The organism is Streptomyces sp. NPDC021012 (assembly GCF_044333355.1).
In the GTDB taxonomy this organism is placed as follows: Bacteria; Actinomycetota; Actinomycetes; order Streptomycetales; family Streptomycetaceae; genus Streptomyces.
In genome coordinates this window covers 927167-946406 of record NZ_JBIRQU010000002.1, presented here as the reverse complement: position 1 = coordinate 946406, position 19240 = coordinate 927167, and the positions used below count along the sequence as shown (strand labels likewise).

At 71.7% G+C, this 19240-nt stretch carries 16 protein-coding genes and 1 pseudogene; 11 read left to right on the top strand and 6 right to left on the bottom strand.

The window, feature by feature from the left end:
• Positions 1-67: 67 nt before the first annotated feature.
• The 10 genes and pseudogenes from ACH4TP_RS09480 to ACH4TP_RS09435 all read left to right on the top strand — a co-directional run.
• Positions 68-1036 (top strand): NADPH:quinone oxidoreductase family protein, encoded by a 969-nt coding sequence (locus tag ACH4TP_RS09480; RefSeq protein ID WP_398436770.1) that lies wholly within the window; start codon positions 68-70, stop codon positions 1034-1036.
• The gene (locus ACH4TP_RS09475) at positions 1033-2214 is read left to right on the top strand and encodes an acyl-CoA dehydrogenase family protein (protein WP_398436768.1); all 1182 of its coding nucleotides are present in this window, start codon (positions 1033-1035) and stop codon (positions 2212-2214) included. The genes ACH4TP_RS09480 and ACH4TP_RS09475 overlap by 4 nt, the downstream gene beginning before the upstream one ends.
• The gene (locus ACH4TP_RS09470) at positions 2211-3344 is read left to right on the top strand and encodes an acyl-CoA dehydrogenase family protein (RefSeq protein WP_398436766.1); all 1134 of its coding nucleotides are present in this window, start codon (positions 2211-2213) and stop codon (positions 3342-3344) included. Before ACH4TP_RS09475 ends, ACH4TP_RS09470 begins: the two co-directional genes overlap by 4 nt.
• Before the next feature lie 88 nt (positions 3345-3432).
• Entirely contained in the window at positions 3433-5049 is a 1617-nt protein-coding gene (locus ACH4TP_RS09465) for an ABC transporter substrate-binding protein (RefSeq protein WP_398436765.1), read from the top strand.
• The gene (locus ACH4TP_RS09460; RefSeq protein ID WP_398436763.1) at positions 5046-6038 is read left to right on the top strand and encodes an ABC transporter permease; all 993 of its coding nucleotides are present in this window, start codon (positions 5046-5048) and stop codon (positions 6036-6038) included. Before ACH4TP_RS09465 ends, ACH4TP_RS09460 begins: the two co-directional genes overlap by 4 nt.
• Entirely contained in the window at positions 6031-6867 is an 837-nt protein-coding gene (locus ACH4TP_RS09455) for an ABC transporter permease (protein WP_389224419.1), read from the top strand. The genes ACH4TP_RS09460 and ACH4TP_RS09455 overlap by 8 nt, the downstream gene beginning before the upstream one ends.
• Positions 6864-7856, top strand: a complete 993-nt coding sequence (locus ACH4TP_RS09450) for an ABC transporter ATP-binding protein (protein ID WP_398192298.1) — start codon at positions 6864-6866, stop codon at positions 7854-7856. The genes ACH4TP_RS09455 and ACH4TP_RS09450 overlap by 4 nt, the downstream gene beginning before the upstream one ends.
• Positions 7849-8514 carry an ABC transporter ATP-binding protein gene (locus ACH4TP_RS09445; protein ID WP_398192300.1) on the top strand — a complete coding sequence of 222 codons (666 nt, stop codon included), beginning with the start codon at positions 7849-7851 and terminating at the stop codon, positions 8512-8514. The genes ACH4TP_RS09450 and ACH4TP_RS09445 overlap by 8 nt, the downstream gene beginning before the upstream one ends.
• A gap of 113 nt (positions 8515-8627) precedes the next feature.
• The gene (locus tag ACH4TP_RS09440; RefSeq protein ID WP_389224425.1) at positions 8628-8822 is read left to right on the top strand and encodes a hypothetical protein; all 195 of its coding nucleotides are present in this window, start codon (positions 8628-8630) and stop codon (positions 8820-8822) included.
• Between the two features lie 92 nt (positions 8823-8914).
• Positions 8915-9457 (top strand): annotated as a pseudogene (locus ACH4TP_RS09435) (hypothetical protein); the annotation flags it as partial.
• A 424-nt stretch (positions 9458-9881) separates the two neighbouring features.
• On the opposite strand, the gene ACH4TP_RS09430 reads toward ACH4TP_RS09435, so the two are convergent.
• From ACH4TP_RS09430 to ACH4TP_RS09420, 3 genes are all read right to left on the bottom strand, one after another.
• On the bottom strand, positions 9882-11774 hold the full coding sequence (locus ACH4TP_RS09430; protein ID WP_398436760.1) for a hypothetical protein: 1893 nt from the start codon (positions 11772-11774) through the stop codon (positions 9882-9884).
• Between the two features lie 596 nt (positions 11775-12370).
• Positions 12371-12769 (bottom strand): hypothetical protein, encoded by a 399-nt coding sequence (locus ACH4TP_RS09425; protein ID WP_398436758.1) that lies wholly within the window; start codon positions 12767-12769, stop codon positions 12371-12373.
• Positions 12766-13629, bottom strand: coding sequence for an IS5 family transposase (locus ACH4TP_RS09420; protein WP_398436756.1), 864 nt, complete (start codon positions 13627-13629; stop codon positions 12766-12768). The genes ACH4TP_RS09425 and ACH4TP_RS09420 overlap by 4 nt, the downstream gene beginning before the upstream one ends.
• 929 nt (positions 13630-14558) lie before the next feature.
• Here ACH4TP_RS09420 and ACH4TP_RS09415 point away from each other — a divergent pair.
• A complete protein-coding gene (locus ACH4TP_RS09415) occupies positions 14559-14915 on the top strand; it encodes a PadR family transcriptional regulator (RefSeq protein WP_398436754.1) in 357 nt (118 codons plus the stop codon).
• 406 nt (positions 14916-15321) lie between these two features.
• On the opposite strand, the gene ACH4TP_RS09410 is transcribed toward ACH4TP_RS09415, so the two are convergent.
• From ACH4TP_RS09410 to ACH4TP_RS09400, 3 genes are all read right to left on the bottom strand, one after another.
• A complete protein-coding gene (locus ACH4TP_RS09410) occupies positions 15322-16764 on the bottom strand; it encodes a cellulose binding domain-containing protein (RefSeq protein ID WP_398436752.1) in 1443 nt (480 codons plus the stop codon).
• Positions 16765-16936: 172 nt separating this feature from the next.
• Positions 16937-17836, bottom strand: a complete 900-nt coding sequence (locus tag ACH4TP_RS09405; protein WP_398436751.1) for an alpha/beta hydrolase fold domain-containing protein — start codon at positions 17834-17836, stop codon at positions 16937-16939.
• A 40-nt stretch (positions 17837-17876) separates the two neighbouring features.
• Positions 17877-19223, bottom strand: a complete 1347-nt coding sequence (locus ACH4TP_RS09400; protein ID WP_398436749.1) for an MFS transporter — start codon at positions 19221-19223, stop codon at positions 17877-17879.
• Positions 19224-19240 lie beyond the last annotated feature (17 nt).

Sequence of the window (19240 nt, the reverse complement as noted above, 5' to 3'; positions counted from 1 at the left end):
CGTTCCCCCGCGAGCAAGCGACCGCTTAGTATGCCACCGACCGCTCGGTACGGAGGAGGCATTCCGGATGCAGGCATGGCGTGTGCACGAGAACGGCGAACCGGGGGCGGTGATGCGCCGCGAGGAGGTGGAACCGCCCACCCCCGGCGACGGCCAGGTCCTCCTCAGGGTCCGCGCCGCGAACGTCAACTTCCCCGACGCGCTGCTCTGCCGCGGCCACTACCAGGTGCGGCCCCCGCTGCCCTTCACCCCCGGCGTCGAGGTCTGCGCCGAGACCGAGGACGGGCGCCGGGTCGTCACCACCGCGGCCCTCCCGCACGGCGGCTTCGCCGAGTACGCCCTCGCCGACGCCGCCGGCCTCCTGCCCGCCCCCGAGGCGCTCGACGACGCCGAGGCCGCCGCGCTGCACATCGGCTACCAGACCGGCTGGTTCGGCCTGCACCGCCGCGCCGCCCTGAAGGAGGGCGAGACCCTCCTCGTGCACGCGGCGGCCGGCGGCGTCGGCAGCGCCGCCGTCCAGCTCGGCAAGGCGGCCGGCGCCACCGTCATCGGCGTCGTCGGCGGACCGGAGAAGGCCGCCATCGCCCGCGCCCTCGGCTGCGACCTGGTGGTCGACCGCCGCTCCGAGGACGTCGTCGCCGCCGTCAAGACCGCCACCGGCGGCCGGGGCGCCGACGTGATCTACGACCCCGTCGGCGGCGAGGCCTACCAGCAGTCCGCCAAGTGCGTCGCCTTCGAGGGCCGGATCGTGGTCGTCGGCTTCGCGAGCGGCACCGTCCCCGCCCCCGCCCTCAACCACGCCCTGGTGAAGAACTACTCGGTCCTCGGCCTCCACTGGGGCCTGTACGCGGCGAAGGACCCGGCCTCCATCGGCCGCTGCCACGAGACCCTGACCGCCTACGCGGCCAAGGGCCTCATCAAGCCCCTCATCGGCGAGCGCGTCCCCTTCGCCCGTGCGGCCGAAGCCGTCCAGCGCGTCGCCGACGGCACCACCACCGGCCGCCTGGTCGTCCTCCCGGAAGGAGCCCACGCATGACCGACGCCGAGGAACTCCGTTCCCTTGTGAGGACGTTGCTCGCCGAGCATCCGCCCGCCACGACCGACCGCACCGACTTCCTGAAGGCCCGCTTCGACGCCGGACTCGCCTGGGTGCACTACCCCGTCGGCCTCGGCGGACTCGACGCGCCCCGCGCCCTCCAGGCCGTCGTCGACGCCGAACTCGCCGCCGCGGGCGCCCCCGACAACGACCCGCGCCGCATCGGCATCGGCCTCGGCATGGCCGCCCCCACCCTCCTCGCGTACGGCTCCGAAGAGGTCAAGTCCCGCTTCCTGCGGCCCCTCTGGGTCGGCGAGGAGGTCTGGTGCCAGCTCTTCAGCGAGCCCGGCGCCGGCTCCGACCTCGCCGCCCTCGGCACCCGCGCCGTACGCGATGGCGACGACTGGGTGGTCGACGGGCAGAAGGTGTGGACCTCCAGCGCCCACCTCGCCCGCTGGGCCATCCTCATCGCCCGCACCGACCCGGACGCGCCCAAGCACCGGGGCATCACCTACTTCGTCTGCGACATGACCGACCCCGGGGTGGAGGTCCGACCGCTGCGCCAGATCACCGGCGAGGCCGAGTTCAACGAGGTCTTCCTCACCGGCGTCCGCATCCCCGACGCCCACCGCCTCGGCGAGGTCGGCGACGGCTGGCGGGTCGCCCAGACCACCCTCATGAACGAGCGGGTCTCCATCGGCGGCGCCCGCGTCCCCCGCGAGGGCGGCATGATCGGGAAGCTCGCCACGACCTGGCGCGAGCGCCCCGAGCTGCGCACCCACGAGCTGCACCGGCGCCTCCTCGACCTCTGGGTCGACGCCGAGGTGGCCCGGCTCACCGGCGAGCGCCTCCGCCAGCAGCTCGTCGCCGGCCAGCCCGGCCCCGAGGGCAGCGCGATGAAGCTCGGCTTCGCCCGGCTCAACCAGGCCATCAGCGGCCTGGAGGTCGAACTCCTCGGCGACGAGGGCCTGCTGTACGGGGAGTGGGAGATGCGGCGCCCCGAGCTCGTCGACTTCACCGGCCGCGACGCCGGCTACCGCTACCTCCGCTCCAAGGGCAACTCGATCGAGGGCGGGACCAGCGAGGTGCTCCTGAACATCGTCGCCGAGCGGGTCCTCGGCCTGCCCCCGGAGCCCCGCAACGACAAGGACGTCGCCTGGAAGGACCTGGCCCGATGACAGCGCAGACCGATCTCCTGTACTCCGAGACCGAGGACGACCTGCGGGCGGCGGTCCGGGCCCTGCTCGCCGACCGGGCCGGGCACCAGGTGCTGCTGGACCGGATCGAGACGGCCGACCCGTACGTCCCCGGCCTCTGGAAGTCCCTCGCGGGCGACATCGGCGCCGCCGGGCTCCTCGTCCCCGAGAAGCTCGGCGGCCAGGGCGCGAGCCACCGCGAGGCCGCCGTGGTCCTGGAGGAGCTGGGCCGCGCGGTGACCCCGCTGCCGTACCTCACCAGCGCGGTGGTGGCCACGGAGACGCTCCTCGGCCTGGTGGGTCCCGCCGGTCCCGCGGGGGAGGGGGACGGCCCGGCGGCCGGGCTCCTGGCGGAGCTCGCGGGCGGCCGGACGGTCGCGGTGCTCGCCGTACCCCTGTCGACCGCACCGGACGCGGAGGTGTTCCCGGCCGGAACGTCGGACGCGGAGCCGCAGGCCCCCGTGGTCGAGGGCGTCGCCGACGCCCTCGCCGCCGACGTCCTCCTCGTCCCGCGCGCCGACGGCCTGTACGCCGTACCCGCCGGGGAGGCGACCGTCGAGCCGCAGACCCCGCTCGACCTCACCCGCCCGCTCGCCCGCGTCACCACGCCGCCCGGGAGCGGCACCCGGCTCGCCGACGGCGACGCGGCCCGCGCGGCCGTCGGGCGCGGACTGCTCGCCGGGGCGGGACTGCTCGCCTCCGAGCAGCTCGGGCTCGCCGAACGGTGCCTGGAGGAGACCGTCCGGTACACCCGTGAGCGGCACCAGTTCAACCGGCCCGTCGGCTCCTTCCAGGCGCTGAAGCACCGCATGGCCCAGCTCTGGCTGGACGTCGTGGGGGCGAGGGCGGCGGCCCGCGCCGCCGCCGACGCCCTCGCCACCGGCAGTCCGGACGCGCCGCTCACCGTGGCGGTCGCCCAGGTCCACTGCTCCAAGGTCGCGGTCCGCGCCGCCGAGGAGTGCGTGCAGCTGCACGGCGGGATCGGCATGACCTGGGAGCACCCGGCGCACCTGGCGCTGAAGCGGGCCAAGTCCGACCAGATCGCGCTGGGTTCGGCGGGCCGCCACCAGGACGCGATCGCCGCCCTGGTGGACCTGCCCGCGCCCAGGTAAGGACCCCCTGTGCCCGCACCCCTTTACCTGCTGTTTAATTGCAACCTGTTCGCAATAACAGTTGATCTTCAAAAGGGGTGTGGGCACGATGACCGCCCGATCCATCCGCAGAGCGGCGGCCGCGATCCTCACGGGGGCGCTCGCCCTCACCACCGCGGCCTGCTCGAACCCCGGCCCCACCGCCGGCGGCTCCGGCGGACCCAAGGATTCCGTGGTCGTCGGCATCGCCTACGAGCCCGAGACCCTCAGCCCCCTCCTCGGCTACGGCAAGGACGGCAACTCCAAGATCTTCGACGGGCTCCTCGCCTTCGACGCCGACATGAGGCTGCGACCCGCCCTCGCCGTGGAGCTGCCCCGCGTCGGCGACGGCGGCCTCACCTACACGTACACCCTCCGCAAGGGCGTCACCTTCAGTGACGGCGTCCCCTTCACCGCGAAGGACGTCGTCCACACGTACCGGACGATCCTCGACCCGAGGACGAACAACCCCTCCCGCACCGAACTCGACGCCCTCGGGAGCGTCGAGGCGGCCGGCGACCACACCGTGGTCTTCCGGCTGAAGTACCCCTACGCGCCCTTCGCCGAGCGCACCGTCCACGCCATCGCCCCCGAGCACATCACCGCGAAGCAGGACGTCAACACCGGCCCGTTCACCAGCAGGCCCATCGGCACCGGCCCGTACGTCCTCACCGGCTGGTCCAGGGGCGAGAAGCTCGGCTTCACGGCCAACCCCCGCTACTGGGGCGGCGCGCCCGCGGTGAAGAAGTTGACCATGGCGATCATCAAGGACGACGACGTCCGCGCCACCCGCCTGCGCGCCGGCGACCTCGACGGCGCGATCCTCCCGCCCGCCCTCGCCGCCGCGTTCAAGGGCGACAAGGCGAAGAAGACCTGGACCGCGAAGACCTTCGACTACCGCACGGTCACCCTCCCCACCCACCACCCGGTCGCGGGCGACACCGCCGTCCGCCGCGCCCTCGACCTCGCCGTCGACCGGCAGGCCATGGTCGACAAGATCCTCGAAGGCGCCGGAAAGCCCGCCTACGGGCCCGTCCCCACCGACAGCCCCTGGTTCGCGAAGGGCACCGAGCGCCGCCACGACCTCGCCGGCGCCGAGCGGATCCTCGACGAGGCCGGCTGGAAGCCCGGCCCCGACGGCATCCGCGTGAGGAACGGCGTCCGCGCCGCCTTCCCCCTCTGGTACCTCTCCGGTGACAAGCTCCGCCAGGACCACGCCCTCGCCTACGCCTCCGACGCCAAGAAGGCCGGCATCGACATCACCACCCAGGCCGGCACCTGGGAGGTCATCGAGCCCCGCATGAAGACGGACGCCGTCCTCGCGGGCGGCGGCTCGCCCGGCGACCCCGACTTCGACCAGTACCTCCTCCTGAAGTCCACCCTCGGCGGCGACGGCTTCAACAACATGGCGTGGTACGACAACAGGACCGTCGACCGCGCCCTGGAGGACGGCCGCCGGACGAACGACCCCGCGAAGCGGCGGGCCGCGTACGACACCGTCCAGCGCGAACTGGCCAAGAACCCCGGCTACACCTTCCTCACCCACATCGACCACCTCTACGTCGTGAACGACGGCTGGGACGGCCTGTCCACCCAGACCGAGCCGCACGACCACGGCCTCGCCTCCGGCCCCTGGTGGAACGTCGAGAGCTGGAAGCCGAAGTCCCCGGGGGAGCGGAAGAAGTGAGCCGCCGCCTCCCCTGGGGGGCCATGGCCCGGATGACGGGACGGCGCACCCTCGCCGCTGTCCCCGTCCTCCTCGGCGTCACCCTCGCCGTGTTCGCCGTCGCCGAAGCCTCCCCCTTCGACCCCGTCAAGGCCTACGCCGGCACCGCCGGACTCACCGCCTCGCAGGAGAACCTCGACCAGCTCCGCGCCAACCTCGGCGCCGACCTGCCCCTCCTCACCCGCTGGTGGGAGTGGCTCACCTCGGCCCTCACCGGCGACCTCGGCGACTCCGTCGCCATGCGCCGCCCCGTCGCCGAGGTCATCGGCGAACGCCTCGGCTGGTCCGTCCTCCTCGCCGCCACCGCCTTCGCCGTCGCCCTCGTCCTCGGCACCCTCCTCGGCGTCCTCGCCGGCCGCCGCCGCGGCGGCCTCCTCGACCGGGCCGCCGGCTCCGCCGCGTACACCCTGGAAGCCGCCCCCGCCTTCTGGCTCGGCCTCCTCGCCATCTGGTTCCTCGCCCTGAAGCTCGGCGCCCTGCCCGCCGGCGGACTCACCGACACCACCAGCGACACCGTCACCCTCGATCAGGTCGCCCGCCACCTCCTGCTGCCCGCGCTCGTCCTCGGCCTCTCCCAACTGCCCTGGTTCTTCCTGTACGTCCGCCAGGGCGTCGGCGACGCCCTCGACGAGGACCCGGTGCGCGGCGCCCGCGCCCGCGGCCTCGGCGAACGGACCGTCCTCACCGGCCACGCCCTGCGCTCCGGAATGCTCCCCGTGCTCGCCCTCGTCGGCTCCCGCGTCCCCGAACTCATCACCGGAGCCCTGCTCGTGGAGACCGTCTTCAGCTGGCCCGGCATCGCCGCCGCCACCGTCACGGCCGCCACCTCCGTCGACTTCCCGCTGCTCGCCGCGCTCACCGTCCTCGCCACCGCCGCCGTCCTCCTCGGCAACCTCCTCTCCGACCTGCTGTACGGGCTCGCCGACCCGAGGGTGGGCTTCGATGGCTGACCCCCGCACCCACCGCCTGCGGCTGTGGACCTCCGCCGGCACCGTCGGCGCGCTCCTCCTCGCCGTCCTCCTCGTGCCCCCGCTGGTCCAGCTCGACGAACAGGCCGTCGACCTCTCCCGCAAGCTCCTCCCGCCGTCCTGGGACCATCCCTTCGGCACCGACGACCTCGGCCGCGACCTCCTCCTGCGCTGCGTCCACGGCCTGCGGATCTCGCTCCTCGTCGGACTCGTCGCCGCGCTCGTCGCCACCGTCGTCGGCACCGCCGTCGGGGCCGCGGCCGGGGCGCTCGGCGGCCGGGCCGACCGCTGGCTGATGAGGCTCGTCGACGCCTTCTCCTCCGTGCCCCACCTGCTGCTCGGCATCTTCGTCGTCGCCCTCTTCCGGCCCGGCGTCTGGCCCGTCATCGCCTCCGTCGCCGTCACCCACTGGCTCTCCACCGCCCGGATCGTCCGCTCCGAGGTCCTCTCGCTCCGCACCCGGCCGTACGTGGACGCCGCGATCTCCGGCGGCTCCTCCCGGTGGCGCGTCGCCGTCCGGCACCTGCTGCCCGCCGTCCTCCCGCAGGCCGGACTCGCCGCCGTCCTGATGATCCCGCACGCCATGTGGCACGAGTCCGCGCTCTCCTTCCTCGGCCTCGGCCTCCCCAGCCACCGGGCCAGCCTCGGCACCCTCGTCCAGAACGCCCGCACCTCGCTGCTCGCCGGTGACTGGTGGCCCACCCTCTTCCCCGGCCTCCTCCTCATCGTCCCGACCCTCGCCATCGCCGGCCTCGCGGGCGTCTGGCGCGACCGCCTCAACCCGCGCCGCCGATCGGAGCTGATGCTGTGAACTCCCGCGTCGAGCGCGCCCTCCAGGCCGTCACCGCCGAGCGGGCCGAGGACGCCGTCCTCAGCGTCCGCGGCCTCACCGTCCGCTTCCGGCTGCGCGGCGGCCGGACCGTCGCCGCCGTCAGCGACGCCGACTTCGACCTCGCGGCGGGGGAGTGCCTCGCCCTCGTCGGCGAGTCCGGCTGCGGGAAGTCCGTCCTCGCCTCCGCCCTCCTCGGCCTCCTCCCCGGAAACGCCGAGACCTCCGGCACGGCCCTCCTCGACGGCACGGATCTGCTCGCCGCCGACGAGAGGACCCTCGCCCGCACCGTACGGGGACGGCGCGTCGGCCTCGTACCGCAGAGCCCCGCCGCCCACCTCACCCCCGTCCGCACCGTACGGTCCCACCTGGAGGAGACCGTCCGCGCCCTCACCTCCACCGCACGGAGAGGGCGGCGCGCGGCCGCGGAGGAGGCCGCCGACCGGGCCGCGTTCCCCGCCGGACACCTCGACCGGTACCCGCACGAGCTCTCCGGCGGACTCGCCCAGCGCGCCGCCACCGCCCTCGCCCTCATCGGCGACGCCCGGCTGCTGCTCGCCGACGAACCCACCACCGGCCTCGACCGCGCACTCGTCGACCGCACCGCCGACGAGCTCCGCCGCCACGCCGACGAGGGCCGCGCCCTGCTCCTCATCACCCACGACCTGACCGCCGCCGCGCGCGTCGCCGACCGCGTCGCCGTCATGTACGCGGGCCGGATCGTCGAAGTCGCCCCCGCCCACCGCTTCTTCGGCCCCACCGGACCCCGCCACCCCTACGCCCGAAGACTCCTCGACGCCCTGCCCGACCGGGCGTTCACCCCGATCCCCGGGATGCCGCCCGAACTCTCCGCCCTGCCCGAGGGCTGCGCCTTCGCCCCGCGCTGCCCCCGCGCCACCGACCGCTGCGCCACCCGCCCCGAACCGGCGGCCGGCGTGGCCTGCCACCACCCGGAGCGGCCCCGTGCTTGAACTCCACTCCGTCACCGCCGGATACGAGCCCCGCAAGCCCGTCTTCCGGGGCGCGAGCCTCACCCTCGCCCCCGGCGAGTCCGTCGGACTGCTCGGCCCCAGCGGCTGCGGCAAATCCACCCTCGCCCGGGTCGCCGCCCTCCTCCACCGCCCCGACGAGGGCCGCCTCGTCCTCGACGGAACCGAGGTGCGGGCCTGGCGCCACCGCGCCCCGCGCGAGCGGCGCACCGCCGTCGGCGTCGTCTTCCAGCAGCCCCGCACCGCCGCCGACCCCCGGCTCACCCTCGCCGACCTGATCGCCGAACCCCTGCGGGCCACCGGCCGCCGCGCCGAGGCCGCCGAACGGGTCGCCGCCCTCGCCCCGGCCGTCGGCCTCACCCCCGACCTCCTCGGCCGCCGCCCCCACGAGGTCAGCGACGGCCAGCTCCAACGCGCCTGCCTGGCCCGCGCCCTGACCCTCCGCCCCCGCTGGCTGATCTGCGACGAGATGACCGCCATGCTCGACGCCTCCACCACCGCGGCCCTCGTCGCCGCCGTCGAGGCCTACCGCGCCGAGACCGGCGCGGGCCTCCTCGCCGTGGGCCACGACCGCGTCCTGCTGAACCGCTGGTGCGACCGCACCGTCGAATGGAAGGACTGTCTGCCCGCCGCGCCCTGACCGAATCTCACCCGTATGGCCGACCCGCCATACGCCCGGACGGACCGCTCATTCCGCCACACTGTCCGCCGAACGCCGCAATTCCGCTGCGGCGACGGAGGGACGTGAGAGCGATGGCCGTTTCCATTTCTGTCGTGGTGCTGCTGCTGGTGCTGACCGTGATCTTCGTGCGGAACAGCGGCCTGAAGTTCACGCACGCCCTCGTCTGCGCCCTGCTCGGCTTCTCCCTCGCCGGCACCGGCATGGCGCCCACCATCCACAACGGCGTGGCCGCCACCGCCGAGGTGGTCTCCAGCCTCCGGCCTTGATCGTTTCGGTGTCGTGAACTGCCCATGAAACACAGGGCAGTTCCATGTACATTTCACGCACTCGGGCCTAGCGTCGGCCGCCGGCGCGACACATGTCAGAACCCCGAGGAGCCGCTTTGACCACCCCACCGCCCCGCAGACGAGGACGCGCGCTCGCGCTGATCGCCGCGCTCGCGGCGACCCTCCTGGCGGGCGCCGCACCCGTCGCCCAGGCCGAGGAGATCCCCCTCGCCCCCGGGTTCCGCCTCGTCGACCACTACGAGGGCGCCCCCGCCACCGCCCGGCCCGTGCCCGGCAAGGGCCCCGTCCAGCACCCGCACCTCGCCCCCAACGGCCGCAGCGGCATGCACGCCGACGGCGCCGGCAGCGCCACCTACCCCTGGTCCGGGCCGCTCGGGCGCGACCCCGAGGTCACCAGCGAGAAGATCGCCGCCCTCGGCGGCGAGTGCGCCACCGTCACCTTCGACGCCGCCGGCCGCCTGGTCACCGTCTGCGGCACCTTCAGCGGCTTCCTCCTGAAGCTCCTCGACCCGCGCACCCTGGCCACCCTCGCCGAGTACAAGCTGCCGCAGCGCTCCTCCACCGTCGAGGCCGTCACCCGCCTCGACTTCGAGAAGATCTTCAAGAAGTCCTCGCCCGCGGGGCGCTGACCTGCGTGGATAAGCCTCTGAAGAGCGTTGACCTGCGCCTTTGCTTCTTTCTGGAGCTTTCACGGTGACACCGTTTGACGCGGTCGATTCTCCCCAGCCGCTCCCCAGCGCAGGTTCATTCTCCCCAGATCCTCCCCGGCGCAGGTTCATTCTCCCCAGATCCTCCCCGGCGGCTTCCGGTTCCCGGCGGTGTTTCGACTGGTGAGGCACCCATTGGGGGCTCGCGCGGTGGTTACACACTGTACTGAAATGGGCTGCGAGCGAACGTCGGGGTACCGGCCTCTATCAGCTGAGTACTGCGTGGTGCCGGGCTTCTTCGTGCAGTGCGGCAGGTGCCTCCAGACACCGGTGCCTCGTATGCCTAGCGAAGGAGCGGGCGCCGTCAGGGGGACGCTGCGGTACGTGCCGATCAGTTGGCGTGGTCTTTGGAGCATGTTCCGCACCTGGTTCGGCCTCGCCTGATGTCGGTCAAGGTCACCGTGGCTTCGGTCCCGCACGCACAGCGGCAGCGCCACCGGTCGGTGGTCTTTCCGGGATAGGTCTCCATAGGCTCGAGCCCGGCCTCTCGAACCTCGGCGGCGGCCTTCGCCGGATCGGTCCGGCCGCCGGCCCGGGGACACTTCTTGCACCCCGTTGTTCCTGACCGGACGAAGGACAGACGCGTCATGACGTCGTTCCCGCAGGAACAGCGGCAGTGCCACGGGTCCGTGGTCCGGCCGGGGTAGGGCTCCAGCGGTTCGAACCCGGCCGCGCGCATCTCGTCCGTGGCTTGCTCGGCGTTCGATGATCTGGAGGAGCAGAAGCGGCAGCGGCTCCCTCCGTTGTTGACGTTGGAATAGGTGGGGGTGCTCTCGCGGCCGCATGTGGTGCAGCGGCAGCGCCAGGGGGTCTGACTCGTGGGGTAGGGCTCCAGCGGTTCGAAGCCTGCCGCGCGCATCACTTCAACCGCCTTGGGGGCGGTTGCGGCGGCACGTTTGGCCTGCGCCGCTCTGGTACGGCAGATGCGGCAGCCCTGGCCCCCGTTGCGTACGGCGTTGAAGGTGGGTCGGCCCTCGTGCCCGCACGTGGTGCACCGGGAGGGCCAGGTCGCGTTCGTGCGGCCCGGGTATGGCACGAGCGGCTCGTACCCGCGGGCGCGCATCTCCTCGGCGGCGGCCTCCGCGTCGAACAGGACAGCGGCACGGGGCCGGGCACCGGCCCGGGGAACGTAGGCGCCGGGTGCGCGGCGGGTCTCCTCCTCGACCATGGCCCACATCGCGTCCGCGGTGACGCGGTCGGCGGAGCAGGTCTCGCTCCACCCGTTCGGCATGACGTCCTTGGTGAGGAACGGACACAGCTTGGCGCCGCGCAGGCGGTCCAATACAGCCTGTTCGACGTCGTAGGCGGCGGCGCCGGTCGTGTAGTCGCCGACCTGGTACAGCTCCCACCCCTGGCGCTCGTGCTGCAGGAGGCGGGAGTTGTAGCCGGTGCAGGCGCCGATGCCGACCTTGACCGCGTTCCACTCCCGGTGAGTGATCACGTAGAGCTTCGCCGGCCCGGCCAGGTCGATTCCGTGGGTGGCGCACATGCGGCATCCCTTGCCGGTACGGACACCGGTCAGCCGAAGATGCACTTCGTGGCCTGCCGGGCAGCGGCACAGCCACCGCTTGTCACTGCCGGGGTACGGCTCCAGCGGCTCGAACCCGGCCGCCCGCATCTCGGCCGCGCACGCCGCAGGGTTGAGCGGTGCACTTCCCGCGCAGTGACCGCAACGGTACCCGCGACCCTTGACCCCCGAGTACAGGGGCTTCGACTCCTTCCCACAGGTGGTGCAGCGGCAGCGCCAGCCCACTGAAGAGCCGGGATACAGTTCCAGAGGTTCGAAGCCGTGCGCCCGCATCAGGGCGGTGGCCTCGGCCGGGTCGGTACGGCGGGCAGCAGCCCGCTGCCTGTACCCCTCCGCCCGGCACACCGGACACGGGTCGTAGCCGCTACGGACGCTCGACACCTTTACCCGGACCACCTTGCCGCACGCCGCGTGACGGCAGTTCCACGGCGCCGCGGCGGACAGATACGGCTCCAGCGGCTCGTACCCCGCGTTGCGCATCATGGCCTCCGCCTTCTCGGCGTTGGCCTCGCGCTGCCGCCGGCCGCGCGTCCTGCGGTTGCACGTGGCGCAGCCCGACGCGGCCTTCTCCTTGATCAGGTTCCGGACCGCGGACAGCCGCGGTGCGCCGACGGCCCCGCACGCGGTGCAGCGGCAGCGCCACGGCGTCTGACTGTTGCGGTATGGCTCCAGCGGCTCCAGACCGACCGACCGCATGTCCGCCTCGGCCCGCTCGGCCCCGCCCGCGCGCTCCTGGAAGATCGCCCGGCGGCTCTCCTTCGCGCACTCCGTGCACCCGACCTGGCCGGCGCTGAGGTACGCCGGTCTCGGGGAGACAATGCTTCCGCATGCCAGGTGCCGGGACCGCCACGGCTTCCCGTTCCCGGGGTAGGGCTCCAGCGGCTCGTATCCGGCCGCCCGCATGGCGGTGGTGTGCCTGGCCTCGGCCGCTTCACTACGCAACCGCCCTGCACGTGCCCGTCCGCACGTAGAGCATCCGGACGCGCCCGCACGGAGCCGATGGAGGATCACGTCGACTTCATGACCGGCAGGGCAACGGCAGCGCCAGGGGACACCACCTGTTCCCGGGTAGGGCTCCAACGGTTCGAAGCCCCGAGACCGAACCTCGTGGTCAGGATCGTAAGAAGCCATGCCCATGCACCCGGTCCCTCAGCGACGTTCCGCTTCCCTCCACGGACAGGCCCTTGTCCTGTCCGGCTGGACTCTGCATCTTCCCAAGCTCCTTGGATAACCCGATCAGTCACTCTCGGTCTGTCACAGCCCCTCCCCTTCGTGCGCCTGCTGAGTGGGCGTTAAGTCCGTTTCTGGTAGCGGCCTCGTCCGGGTTGAGTGAGGAAGCCTTGGCGGGTGAGGCGTCCGAGGCGGCTGCGGGTGATGTTGACGGAGGCGTCGTCGGTGGGCATGTTGAGGAGTTCGTGCAGCTCACGGGCCCGGAACACCCGATCGGGGTGCTGGTTGAAGGCGCTCACGATTGCCTGGTAGGCGGTGCTCGATTCAGGCGGATTAGGTTCGGTCCCGGTCGGTGCGAGTTCAGTGATGATCTTGCGGGTGGTGGCCAGGTCCGCAAGACGCGCTTCGGTTTCGGTGAGGGTGGCGGTGAGGTGCGCGATCTGATTGCGGAGTTCGTCCGCCCGGGCCGTGGCCTCGTTCTCCCGGATGTGAAGGTCCGCCAGGAGTTCGGTGATGTTCACGCGGCAAGGCCGATGGTGTCGCGCCAGGCGGGGGTGGGTGTGGTGAGGCGGCGGGCCATGTTCGCGGTGGAGGCCCAGTAGACGCGTGAGGCGGAGGTGTCGGGCCGGTGGTCGTACTCACGGGTCAGACGGCGGTGCAGCATCAGTGTGCCGTTCGTCTGCTCGACCACCCACCGCTTCGGCTGCGGGACGAACCCTTTTCCCTGGTCGGCGGGGTTGCGGCGGACGATCTCGACGTCGATGTCCTGCAGTGCGCCGTGAACGATGACTTCGTCCTTGAATCCTTGGTCCACCAGCACTTTCTCCAGGCGCATCCCGCACCGTTCGGCGGCCTGGTCGAGCAGGGCGGTGCCGGCGGCGTTGTCGTGCGCTGAGGCGGCAGTGACGACGACGCCGATGATCAATCCCAGCACGTCGACGGCCAGTCCGCGCTTGCGCCCCGAGACTTTCTTGTTCGCGTCCAGCCCCGTCGTGGTCCTGGGGACACCCGCCGCGGCGCGGACGGACTGGGTGTCGATGATCACGAGGGACGGGTCCTCTAATCGGCGGGCCTTCTCCCGCACCTGGCAGCGAAGGAGTTGCTGAATCCGCTGGTCAAGCCCGTCCTGACGCCAAAGGCCGAAGTAGTAGAACACCGCCGACCAGGCCGGGAAGTCATGCGGCAGCATGCGCCACTGACAGCCCGTCCGGTTCTGATAGAAGATCGCGTTCACAACCTCCCTCAGGTCGCAGGAACCGGGATCCCCGGTCGCCGACCGCGTCACCCTCTCCTGTTTCCAGGCCGTGATCATCGGTTCGATCAACGCCCACTGCCCGTCCGACAGGTCGCTGAGGTACGGCTTTCTCTTCACGCCTCGCATCTCAACATGGACATGCCCATCGAGCAGCCCAGACGACGATCAGTACCCCGATCGAGCGACCACGAACGAAGAGAAGCCGGACTTAACGCCCACTGACAGCCGCGTTCTCCCCAGATTCTCCCCAGCGCTTCCGGATCCCTAAAAAGGCCAGGTCAGAGGGCCTATGCAGGGAAGGGCGAGGAGATCACCCGCATCACTTCTCCCCAGCGCCCGGTATGGGCGGTTTGCGCGGCGATGTATGCGCAAACAGTGCGTGGCGCGTGTTTGAGACAGGTGCCCGCTACAGCCGGCCTCTCCGCTTGAAAATAACGTACAAACTGCCTCATACCACCCCCATCAAGCCGATGGCGAAGGGTACCCGAGGCCCCGGCGCAGCTCCGGCATGGAGTCGAAGCTCATGCCATAAATAGTTCCCACCCCTGGGGGAGCAAAGGGAATCGCCGCCCACGAGAAGACCTTCAAGAAGTCCTCGCCCTCGGGGCGCTGACCTGCGTAGACGTCCAAATTGGGCGGCCTGACCAGCGAGTTTGCTCCTTTCTGGAGCTTTCATGGTGACGCTGTTTTGCGCGATCGATTCTCCCCAGCCGCCCCCCGGGCGGCTCATTCTCCCCAGATTCTCCCCAGCGGGAGTTGGATTGGGGGCGGATCGCTGCTCGTCAGGGAGCAGGTCACGAATGCTGCCCGTGTCGCGCAGCGTAGTCACCTCACAAGTCGGGAACCGATGGTGTCGTCTAGAGGCGGTCGGCAGCTGCATCGGTCGTGGTGTGGTGCCCCGGGCCGACGCCGGGCAGCCCAGCGTCAGGCCTGACACGGTCATCGCAGGCAAGGCGTACTCGCCCCGGGCTATCCGTCAAGTCCTGCGCAGGCTGGGCATCCGGGCCCAGGAGGGGCTTCCCGGTGCGCCCCGTGGCCGGTAGGGACGTGGCGCCATGTATCTGGACTCGATGATCCTCGGACTGCTGTCCCTCACCGGCTTCTCCGGATACGACCTGAAGCAGTGGATGGACGGCCCGCTCAAGTACATCGGAAACCAGGTTCAGGGCCCGCAGATCTACCGGCGGCTGGCCAAGCTGGTCGAGCGCGGCTGGGTCGAGTTCGAAGTCGCCCCGCGCGACGGCCGGCCCGACGCGAAGGTGTACTCGCTGACCGAAGCGGGCCGCGAGGCGCTGTGGGAGTGGGCCCGCTCGCCGTACCAGCCGTCACCGCGCCTGGCGGACCCGGACTTCGTGGGGACCGGCCGACCAGCGCGTTTGCACCGGTGGACAGTCGGGACAGGACGATGTTGAACCCGAAGACGCTCCGCCGGACCGGAGCGGGCAGCTCGTGCTGGTCATCGGCGCTCGTGGGAAGCGCGCGATGCCCCTGCTGATGGGATCGGCACACGCCGGGGCGTCGGCTGTCGCCGTCAAGGCCGGCCCGGACGACGAGGTGGTGGAGGCGCTCCGAGACGCGGCGACCGAATGCGGGATCACCCTCTTCGGCGTCGCCGACGAGGCGCGCGGCCGGGTCCTGGTCCTCGCCCGGTGTCGTGTCCCTGTGCAGCCCGGGGTCCACGTCACGTTCCGTACTCGTGCCGCGCACCGTAGGGAGCGAGGAGGGAGACCTCCTCGCTGCCCGTGACGGGGCCGGCGATGACGGCGGCCGGCGACGCCGGGCGGTCGCACCGCCACAGTCCGGCGCCGGCCGGTTCGTTCAGGAGCTGGGTACGGAGTCCTTGAAGGCGGTCCCGGACGTGCGGAAGCCGGCGACCTTCGCGGCCACCTGGGCCGGGGTGAGGACCTCGTCCTTCACGTGGAGCATGTAGTCGACCCTCTCCTCGTAGGCGCGGGTGGTCGTGGAGGTCTGGCCGACGAGGTCGATCAGCCACTGGTTGAAGTGGATCGACATGGGCCGCTCGGGCAGGTAGCGGGCGTCGTGGCGGGCGAACTCCTTGCCGTCGATGTAGTAGACGAGTCCCGTGTCGTCGATGGTCAGGACGAGGTCGTGCCAGCCCGCCTGGCTCGTGCGGGTCTCGGTGTGCTGGTTGACCGCCTCCCAGGGGTCGGGGCGGAAGGTCTCCCAGGAGGTGGTGTAGAGGACGTTCGCCGTCTCGCCCCAGCCGCCGTTGGGGAGGTACTCGAAGTCGTACTCGGCGTAGTCGTCCGCCATCGGTGCGGTGAGGTCGTTGATGGTGAAGAAGCTCTGGACCAGGTGGTCGCCGTCCGGGCCGCTGGTCGGGGTGTCCGCGAAGCGCACCCGGGCGGCGTAGGTGCCGTTCTTGAACTTCCGTTCTGCGGTGTGCACTTCGGTCTGCCGGGTCGACGCGCCGGATCCCGCGGTCGACGTGCGCAGCGTCATGATCGAGTTCGTGCCCTCTTTGGTGAAGGTGACGTTCTCGGGAGCCCACGTCGCCGCGCCGACGCCGGGGCCGCCACCGCCGGAGCGGATGGTCCAGCCGTGTGCGGTGATCGCCGGGTCGGTGTGGCCGGTGTAGTCGAAGTCGTCGAAGAGGACGCCCTGTCGGGCCGGAGGAGTTGTCGGACTTGTGGGTGACGGGTCGGTCGGGGTCGGCGTCGGGGTTGCCTCGTTGCCGGCGGGGGCGGTGCCCCAGACCTGGACTCCGCCGATGGTGGCGGTGACCTTGGTCCAGTTCCCGTACGTGGTCTGAGCGGGTCCGAACGAGTAGTCGTCGGACTGGTCGAGTGGCTGCCAGTCGGAGCGGTGGAAGCGCAGCTGTACGTCCCCGGTGTCGGCGCCCGGTGCCAGGGAGCCGGCCCCTGCCGTGAACCCGACCTCCAGGTACCGGTCCGCCGTGGCGGTGGGCGTGGCCGGCGTGCCGAACGTACCCATCAGATGCGCGCAGCCCTTGACGGCCCAGTCGCAGGCGTAGGTGTACGAGGCGCCGGGGTCGGCCTTGAAGTAGTAGCGCAGCTTGACCTGGCTCAACGGGATGTTTGTCGTCCCGGTGTTGACCACGGTGAACCAGGGCGCCGCCTGGTCGCTGCCCGCGCCGCCGTGCCGGTACCGGACGGCGATGCTCTCGTCCGCGGCAGCGGCGGGAAGGACCGTCAGGGCGGTGGCGCCGAGGACGAGCACGGTGGTGGCGGCGAGCGCGGTGCGCATGCCGGTCTTCCGGCGGCTGGTTCCGTTGCGCATGGGGGTTCCTCTCGGGGAGGTGATGGGGGGAAGGCAGCACGGTGCCGAGGGTGAGGAGTTGCTTCAACACCCGTGTGGGGAAAGGCTGATCATGCGCCCAGGAGAAATTGGCATAGACCAATACTGGCGTCAACCCCTCGCACTGCGACCGGACAGCCGCTGAGGGTCCGCGTCAGCTCCGCAGGGCGGTGCAGAGGGCGGCGCGGGCGGCTCTGCCTTCGGGGATCGGCAGGAGGGGGTAGACGTGCAGCATCTCCGGCGCCTCGTGGAAGTCCAGCTCGACGCCCGCGGCCGTGGCGCGGGCGGCCAGTCGTCGGGCGTCGGCGTTGACGATGTCCCGGGTTCCGCTGAACAACGTGATCGGGTTCAGTCCGGTCAGGTCGGCGAGCAGAGGGCTGACGTGCGGGTGGTCGACAGGGAGCGTGCCGCGGTAGAGGTCGCCGGCGTAGCGCGCACCGGGGACGGCGAGCCAGGGGTCGCGGTCTTCGAGCAGGGCGATGCGCGGGTCGGTCAGGCTGACGTCCAGCCACGGGGAGATGAGGACGGTGCGGGCGGGGGCGGGAAGTCCTCGGTCCCGCAGGTGGACGGCGACGGCGAGGGCCATCCCGCCGCCGGCGGAGTCGCCGATGAGGCTGAGGGCCGTGGTGGCAGCGTTGTCGAGGAGCTCGGCGGCCAGGTCGGTGACGGCCGGCACCACCTCGGATGCCGTCGCCAGGGGAGCGAGGGGGTAGATCGGCACCGTGATCCGGGTGTCCGTCTCGGCGGCCACGTGGGCGATCAGCTTCCAGTGCTGGGGCGCTATCTCGTTGATGTACGCGCCGCCGTGCAGATAGATCGCCCGCCGTCCGGGGCTGAGAGCGCCGCGAGGGGTGACCTCGTAGACGGGCCATCCGGCCACCCGGCGTACGGAGAGGTCGACCGTGCGCTCCAGTCCGGCCGGTGGGGCGTACCCGGTCGGCCGCAGGGAACGGGCGAGGACCTGTTCCCGGACGGCCTCCGCCGAGCCGAACACCTTCTTGGCCCCACGGAGCCGCACCACGGTCGGCATCGCTCTGCTGGTCAGGCTCGGCACGGTACGGCTCCGTTCTCGTGGTCCTCGGCGTTCTTCGGTGTCACGTCAGGTCGGTGTTCTTCGTCTCCGGCATCCGGTGCACCACGGCCAGGGCGAGGAGCAGCAGGACCACCGTGTAGCCGAGGAAGAGGTCACCCTTCCCGTTGCTGGCCAGCCATGTCTGAAGATACGGCGCACTGCCGCCGCAGGCGGCCACGGCGATCGCGTAGGGGAAGCCCGCACCCGTCGTGCGCAGCCGGGTCGGGAACATCTCCGCGAACACCGCGGGGGTGATCGCCGCGCCGGCGGACATGAAGAGCATGGCCGTCGTCATGGACACAGCCAGCTGCCAGGCCTGGTCCTGGATGAACCAGTTCAGGGGGAAGGCCAGGACGGCTCCGCCGATGTAGGAGCCGTACAGGATGGGCTTGCGGCCCACGCGGTCGGAGAGGGCGCCGAACAGCGGCAGCGCCACGAGGAAGACCAGGTTGGCGAGGACGCCCGCCCACAGCGCGGAGGAGGCCTCGATGCCCTTGAGCGAGATGGCCTGGGCCGGGGCGGAGACGGCCCAGGTGTAGTAGACGACCGTGCCGCCCAGGGTGAGGCCGATCACGCGCAGGCACGCCGCCCGGTTCTCCCAGAAGCCGCGCCACACCGACGTGCGCGGTTCGTGGTCCGGGGTGTCGGCCTGCTTCTCGAACGCGTCGGTCTCCTCAAGACGGAGCCGCATGATCAGCGCGTACAGGCCGAGAAGTCCACCCATGACGAAGGGCACGCGCCAGCCCCACGCGTGGAGCTGGTCCTCGCTGAGGAAGGAGGAGAGGACCGCTGCGAGCACGGTGGCGACCATGATGCCGCAGGTGCCGGAGATGTAGATCAGGCTCGACCAGAGCCCTCGCCGTTCGCGGGGGGCCATCTCCGCCACGTACGTCTGGGCCGCGGGAAGCTCCCCGCCGTGGGCCAGGCCCTGGACGAGCCGCGCGAACACCAGCAGGGCCGAGGCGCCCACGCCGATCGTGGCGTAGGTCGGTGCGAGGCCGATCAGCAGGCTTCCGGCGGCGGCCAGCGCGATGGAGCCGACCATCGCCGCACGCCGCCCCTTGCGGTCGCTGAGCCGGCCGAAGACCAGGCCGCCCAGGGGGCGCATGAGGAAGCCCACGGCGAAGATCGCCAGGGTGCTCAGCAGGGCCGAGGTCGGATCGGCGGAGGGGAAGAACTGCGAGGCGAAGAACGGGGTGAAGATCGCGTAGACGTTCCAGTCGTACCACTCCAGGGCGTTGCCCACACCGGTGCCGATGACAGTGCGCAGCCGGGACGGGGCGGGGGTGCTCTTGGTCGTGGCGCTCGTGGCCGAGGCCTCTGGTGCGTCGGATCTGCTGGCCGGGGACGGGGAGGCTTGGTCGGGCACGGGATTCTCCTGGGGGA